The sequence below is a fragment of the Halalkalibacter akibai JCM 9157 genome (assembly GCF_000513135.1).
GTDB lineage: Bacteria > Bacillota > Bacilli > Bacillales > Bacillaceae_D > Halalkalibacter > Halalkalibacter akibai.
In genome coordinates, this window is sequence record NZ_BAUV01000095.1 from 1 (window position 1) to 6,265 (window position 6,265).

The 6,265-nt window shown below is 35.1% G+C and carries 6 protein-coding genes and 1 pseudogene; 2 read left to right on the forward strand and 5 right to left on the reverse strand.

Annotation, left to right across the window (positions count from 1 at the left end; genetic code table 11):
* Window positions 1-63 precede the first annotated feature (63 nt).
* Both JCM9157_RS22555 and JCM9157_RS22560 read left to right on the forward strand, forming a co-directional pair.
* A pseudogene (locus JCM9157_RS22555) lies at window positions 64-1,352 on the forward strand (NCS2 family permease).
* Between the two features lie 102 nt (window positions 1,353-1,454).
* Entirely contained in the window at window positions 1,455-1,826 is a 372-nt protein-coding gene (locus JCM9157_RS22560; RefSeq protein WP_035668680.1) for a hypothetical protein, read from the forward strand.
* Window positions 1,827-2,163: 337 nt separating this feature from the next.
* Here JCM9157_RS22560 and JCM9157_RS22565 read toward each other — a convergent pair whose 3' ends face one another.
* The 5 genes from JCM9157_RS22565 to JCM9157_RS22585 form a co-directional block, all read right to left on the reverse strand.
* Window positions 2,164-2,937, reverse strand: a complete 774-nt coding sequence (locus JCM9157_RS22565) for a Cof-type HAD-IIB family hydrolase (RefSeq protein ID WP_035668683.1) — start codon at window positions 2,935-2,937, stop codon at window positions 2,164-2,166.
* Between the two features lie 187 nt (window positions 2,938-3,124).
* The gene (locus JCM9157_RS22570; protein ID WP_035668686.1) at window positions 3,125-3,628 is read right to left on the reverse strand and encodes a GNAT family N-acetyltransferase; all 504 of its coding nucleotides are present in this window, start codon (window positions 3,626-3,628) and stop codon (window positions 3,125-3,127) included.
* Window positions 3,629-3,655: 27 nt separating this feature from the next.
* The gene (locus JCM9157_RS22575) at window positions 3,656-4,153 is read right to left on the reverse strand and encodes a hypothetical protein (RefSeq protein ID WP_035668689.1); all 498 of its coding nucleotides are present in this window, start codon (window positions 4,151-4,153) and stop codon (window positions 3,656-3,658) included.
* Between the two features lie 44 nt (window positions 4,154-4,197).
* On the reverse strand, window positions 4,198-5,484 hold the full coding sequence (locus JCM9157_RS22580) for an MFS transporter (protein WP_035668691.1): 1,287 nt from the start codon (window positions 5,482-5,484) through the stop codon (window positions 4,198-4,200).
* Between the two features lie 5 nt (window positions 5,485-5,489).
* Window positions 5,490-5,993, reverse strand: a complete 504-nt coding sequence (locus JCM9157_RS22585; protein ID WP_035668693.1) for an ArsR/SmtB family transcription factor — start codon at window positions 5,991-5,993, stop codon at window positions 5,490-5,492.
* Between the last annotated feature and the right edge of the window lie 272 nt (window positions 5,994-6,265).

Sequence of the window (6,265 nt, forward strand, 5' to 3'; positions counted from 1 at the left end):
GAGAACTGTATTCATTCGTAGTTAGGATTTTTTTGAGGATTGCGAAAAAAGTGGAGGTAAACAATGGAGAATTTCTTTCAGCTTAAAAAGCATGGAACGAATGTGAAAACGGAAGTAATGGCTGGGTTTACAACTTTCTTAACAATGGTTTATATCGTCATTGTTAACCCTGCAATTCTCTCTTCAGCTGGCGTTCCGTTTGATCAAGTATTTATGGCTACAATCATTGCAACTATTGTCGGTACTTTGTACATGGCGATATTTGCGAAATACCCAATTGCCATTGCACCTGGTATGGGAATGAACGCTTATTTTGCAAGTGTCGTTGCAACCCATGGAGTTTCTTATCAAGTTGTACTAGGTGCTGTATTCTTAGCTGGTTTACTGTTTATAATTTTAACCTTTACTCCGTTTCGTGAAATGCTTATTCGCGCAATTCCTAACTCATTAAAATTTGGAATTACATCAGGTATTGGGTTATTTATTGCTTTTATTGGGCTAAGAATGGCTGGAATTGTCGTTCCTAATCCAGAAACACTCGTTACTTTCGGGAATCTACATGATCCGATAACACTATTAACTATTTTTGGTTTATTTCTAACCCTAGTTTTAATGGCTCGAAATGTAAAAGGGGCCTTATTCTTTGGAATGGTGATTACGGCCATTGTCGGTATTTTTGTAGGACTCTTACAGTTTGATGGTGTTGTATCAACTCCTCCTACTCCAGTCTTTTTCGACATGGACATTGCGGGTGTGTTTACATTCGGGCTGTACACTGTAGTCATCTCATTTTTACTAGTTACCATTTTTGATACAACAGGAACGATGATCGGCGTAGCTGAACAGGCTGGTTTCTTAAAAGATGGAAAGTTCCCTCGCGCTAAACCAGCGCTTATGCTGATGCATTAGCTACGACTGTTGGTTCAACGTTCGGGACAAGTCCCTCAAGTGCTTACATTGAATCATCATCAGGAGTAGCAGCAGGAGGACGTACTGGGCTCACTTCCATTGTTGTAGCTGCCTTATTCCTAGTATCTATCTTTTTTTCACCATTCATTTCAGCCATTTCTTCTTTACCAGCTATTACAGCTCCTGTATTAATTATTGTCGGTTGCTTTATGATGGATGGACTAGCTCGCATTAACTGGAAACAGTTCGATGAGGCTTTCCCAGCTTTTGCTATTTTAATTACAATGCCGTTAACCTCTAGTATCGCGACAGGAATTGCAATTGGTTTTATTTCTTATCCGTTAATGAAGCTTGTTAGTGGAAAAGGAAAAACGGTACACCCTATCCTTTACTTTTTCGCGGTTATATTTATCATTCAAATGATCTTCTTTCCAGCTCATTAAAATGATGAAAAGATGCATCCTTTATCGGGTGCATCTTTTTTTGTTCAATAAAAATAGAGAAACCTTCTTATACTAATAGAAACTTGTAGAAATGGTGATGAGATGAATAATAAGATTGTTGAGCTAATGAATGAGGATTTGACGATTAAAGAGGAGCTTACTCAATTAACATTTACAAAGAATTTCCGCTCACATACAGCTGAAGAATGGTACGTATTCTTGCCAAACTTTAAAGACCCAAAAACAGGCGGAGCAGCAGGCAAGGTAATTATTCACTATGACCTTCTAGGAAATAGAGATGTTTATATAAATACAACCGTTATTTTTGATGATCCTGAACTCTATCTTGAGAAACACCATTCGCTTGTCTATGCTATTACTGATGAGTTAGTCAACAGACTTGTAGGCTACGCTGATACGCTTGTTGCCGTCCATGCTGGTGCTAATTCTTATGAAGCCGAATATATTCGGTAAGGTACTTTTATACTTGTTAATCATATTTCCCTTATCGGCTCCGTTCCATTGCGCTTCAGGCACTTGCTTTTTGCGGGAGTCAAGTGCCTTCCACTCCATCTCACTTAAAGTCTTTATTGAGTTGCAATTGCATCAATCTTTTACTCTAAAAGACGATAGTAAGATTCTGAACAAATTTAGATATTTCCCCCATAGCAAAAAACCCATCACTTTGGCAATGAACACTCTTGTCCCTTTTCAACTAATCGAATAAATACATAAATTCCCTTAGTAAGAAACCAGAAAACAGCGCATCTCAAGCCACTTGTGCTTCATGCGCTGTTTTTCGTCTTTACTGTTATAGTAAACCAAGCATTTTTAGCCCGTACTCAATTCCATCTTCATCCACATGTTTGGTAATATGTTTAGCCGCATTCTTTACTTCCTCATGCGCATTTCCCATTGCTACGCTGTTAACAACAGCCTGTAGCATTTCAATATCATTTAGTCCATCGCCAAAGGCATAAACATCTTCCGCTACAAATCCAAGTTTTGTCATGACTACCTCAACACCCTTTGCCTTTGAGCCACCTACTGGCAAAATATCGGCTGATAATGGATGCCATCTGACGAAATCAAATTTAGGAAACGCATTTATATATTCCACTTCTTCCTCTTTTGAACAGAAAAGCAAAGTTTGAATGATATCTCGATTAAGAAAATAACTCGAATCGTGCCCAGGTTGATAACACTTTAAAGTTCCCATGCTCTCTTCAATATGCGGATGAGATTCTACATTGGTTTTCATATCTTCATGATCCATAAAAACAAGTGGATGTTGCTTTTGATCGGCAAAATCAATTAATGCTTCTAGTGAGTTCCTATCTAGTGTTTTTTTTGAAACCATTTCTCCTTCAACAACCACATAAGAGCCATTAAAACAAACGTATGTATGAATACCTAATTCATCTCTTAAGTCTTCGAACAAAAATGGAGCACGCCCTGTAGCAATGGCTACATAATGACCTTGCTTTTTCAGAGCCTCAATTGCGTTTTTCGTAGACATGGGTAACTGTTTATTTTCATCGTAAAGAGTACCGTCTATATCAAAAAAGATTAATTTCTGTGACATTGTTCTCCTCCTAGTTTGGTTTCGTCCCTTTTTAACTATATCATAAATTGTGCTTTTAGTTAGCTTAGAGGGACTAGGATTGCCCTTCTACTATTTATCTAATTCTTAAGTTAAAGATCCATTCTTCGCTGAGCATAGAACAGATTTATTTTATGAAATTGCTCCTCCTGTTTTACTATCAATTCAATTAATTAACTCCTACAATTTTACTCCTTCTTTCTAATAATATCGTGTCTCTCCACACACCATTCATTTTTCCTATTCGCTCTCGCCTGCCAACTTCTCGAAAACCATTTTTATAATGTACTTTAAGACTAGCTATATTTTCAGGAAAAATACCAGATTGTAACATCCAAAACCCATTTTCTTCACTTTTTTGAATAAGAGTCTTTAAAAGTAAATTTCCTATTCCTTTTCCTGTGCTAATTTGCCTTACATATACACTTACTTCTGCTACACCTGCATAAACACACCGACTTGAGACAGGACTTAATGCAGCCCAACCTAAAACACTATCCTCTAGGCGTGCAGCTATTCGACTTTCTAAAGTATGACTGTTATTCCACTCTTCCCAAGAAGGTACTTCATTTTGAAAAGTCGCATTACCAGTAGCAATTCCTTCAAGATAGATTTCTCTTACTTGTTCCCAGTCTTCAGGGAGCAGATTATCAATATGGACTGTATCTTTCATATTATCTCCTCTCTAGTTATCATGTACTTAATTTTCCTTTAACTCTTCGATTTCAAAATACATTTTCCCATCTCTATACTTTGTATTTGGGTCATCTTTTTCACTAATGACTAATTTCCCTTTATAAATATCAGCAACTTCTCTCCATTCAAATTTCTGACCATCCTGCTCTCCCTTGAGTTTAATATGATGCCAAAATGAATGACCATCTTCATACTCTACTTCAACAATTTCGAAATCAATTAATTTATATTTTTGTTCCTTCAGAACATGTATTTTCTTTAGGTAAAATGCCTTTGCCTCTTTATTCGATAATGTAGTTCCTTCAGTAAAATGTCCAATCTCAGTCTTAGAATTATAATCATATAGCTGTAACTGCTTAAACGCCTTATCATAATTTTCGTCTATTATAGCTTGATAATATTCTTTGATAATCCGCTCAGCTTTCCATTCTTCGATGACATTACATCCTGTTATCATAAAACTGAAGAAAAAAATCATCACAATTAGGAATTGCTTCTTCATAGTCTCTACCTACTTTTTAAAGTTAAAAAAATCTTAGCCCTTTTCTATTTTTGATTAGATAATTTTCTTGCTAAAACTTCAGAGATAAATGTTGTTTCAGTAACTTCCTCCAATTTTGGTAGCGTTCGTGTTACTTTATCAATGCTCCAAAAGACACCAACAAGGAAAATTACGATGCCACTACATAAAATGACGTAAACACTCCCGATTATAACTCCTAATGCCCCTCCAATTAGCGAACCTAAAGGCATGGCAATACCACTTAAACTAAATGATGCTGAGAATACTCTACCTAGCAAATGCTTAGGTATTCCTCTTTGCATAAAAGTATTTATTAAGATGTTGGTTACCCCACCTGGAAACCAAGCAAGTGCATAAATTATAATCATCAACCATGTCCATGGACTAAAAACAGATATTGTCCACAATATACCACTAATGATAAAAGCCATGGCATATACTTTTCCTATACCATATCGTTGTAACTTTATATAAGGGGCTAATAATGCACCCATTATGCTACCCAATGCCTGTGCCATTAATAAATAGCCAAATATTTCAGCTCCCCCTTGATGTTTACTGAAATCAGGTAACACAACAAAAGTAGCTCCACCAACAAAATTGATTGCCATTATCCCTATTAATAATCTAGAAAATGTCTTATTAAGAAGAATACTAATGCCTTCCTTAAGTTCAATTTTATACTGTTTTAAATGACATAAAATAGATGATTCACTATATGTTTTTTTTACTTTTTTTGTTTGCATAGGTAATTTTATAAAAGAGAAAAGTAAGGCACCAATTAAAAACATAATTGAATCTAAAAGGTAAATAGAAATAGCACCAATTGTAACAAGTAGTACACCAGCAATCGCATTACAGGCAGTTTCAATCCCCTGATAGGCAAAAGTAAAAAGCGAATTGGCTTTCGTTAACTCTTTTTCCTCAACGATTTTAGGTAAGGTAGCCACTTGTGCTGGGTAAACTAACATATTAAAAGTTGTGATGATCGGTGATATAATTAGGATAAGTGTCACACTTAAGAAGTCAAAGAAGTAAGCTATCGGAATAATTAATAGCATAATTGATTGAATAATTTGCGTTACGATTAACAAAGGCCTTATTGAAATTCTATCAATAAGTGGTCCTGCGAAGAATTGAACAAACCTTGGGATAATGGTCAGGAAACCAGCTAAACCTGTATAAAAGGTAGATCCACCTAATTCAAAAACCAACCACATTGCTGCAACAGCATACAAAGTGTCACCGATATTTGTAACAATTCTTCCTAGAAACATAAATAAGAAATTTTTATTAGAGAAGATAAACATTTACATCAATCTCGCAACTCTTCATTTTTATGTTCAGTAGAAACAATCTTTACTCCAATACTAAATTCTTCTGTCTTACTGCTCTCACTTGTATTTGTTTTTAATACCCATTTTTCAAGAAACTCTTTAAAATCTTCTTTTATTTCTTTTTGTTGATGCGTAGTTAAATTTAGTCGGATACTTAGACCGGTTGAGTCTCTAGAAAGATAATCATCTCTTAATGCAGGATCAACTGGTGTATCGCCAATAGAGTTAAACCATTTTGATTTAGATAGATAATATTTTTCTATTACCCCTCCATACTGTCGTTCTTCTACTAATTCAATTAGGCCACCATCAAAGAGCTTTTTCATATGATAATGTACATTACCACCTGATTCTCCTAGTAGGTTTGCTACTTGTTTTGATGTTTTAGGTTGCTCCTGTAAATGACTAATAATTTTAACTCTTAATGCATTTCCAAGTAATTTCGCTTGTTCAACTGACACATTTAATGGATTATCTTTCACGGTAAAAACCTCCTATATCGACTTAATCTAATTTTATAGATCGTCGATCTATAAAATTAGATTAACACAGTGGACTTTGTTTGTATATAATTCCCATTATTTTATGTACACTATTAGTATTAATGATAAGACTTTATAAAGCGGCTTTTCACTTATCAATTTACACTATTTTCATAAAGCTCTTTAGTTGAACTAAGTAGTCTACGGTATGCCTTGCCTTTAAGTGATTATTAAAAAAAAAAAGCACAACCCATTGGGTTGTGCTTTTTCTA

What these genes read in the sequence shown, in the direction of transcription:
- JCM9157_RS22560 (WP_035668680.1), top strand. Translation starts at nt 1,455, where the DNA reads ATGAATAATAAGATTGTTGAGCTAATGAATGAGGATTTGACGATTAAA.
- JCM9157_RS22580 (WP_035668691.1), bottom strand. Translation starts at nt 5,484, where the DNA reads ATGTTTATCTTCTCTAATAAAAATTTCTTATTTATGTTTCTAGGAAGA.
- JCM9157_RS22575 (WP_035668689.1), bottom strand. Translation starts at nt 4,153, where the DNA reads ATGAAGAAGCAATTCCTAATTGTGATGATTTTTTTCTTCAGTTTTATG.
- JCM9157_RS22565 (WP_035668683.1), bottom strand. Translation starts at nt 2,937, where the DNA reads ATGTCACAGAAATTAATCTTTTTTGATATAGACGGTACTCTTTACGAT.
- JCM9157_RS22570 (WP_035668686.1), bottom strand. Translation starts at nt 3,628, where the DNA reads ATGAAAGATACAGTCCATATTGATAATCTGCTCCCTGAAGACTGGGAA.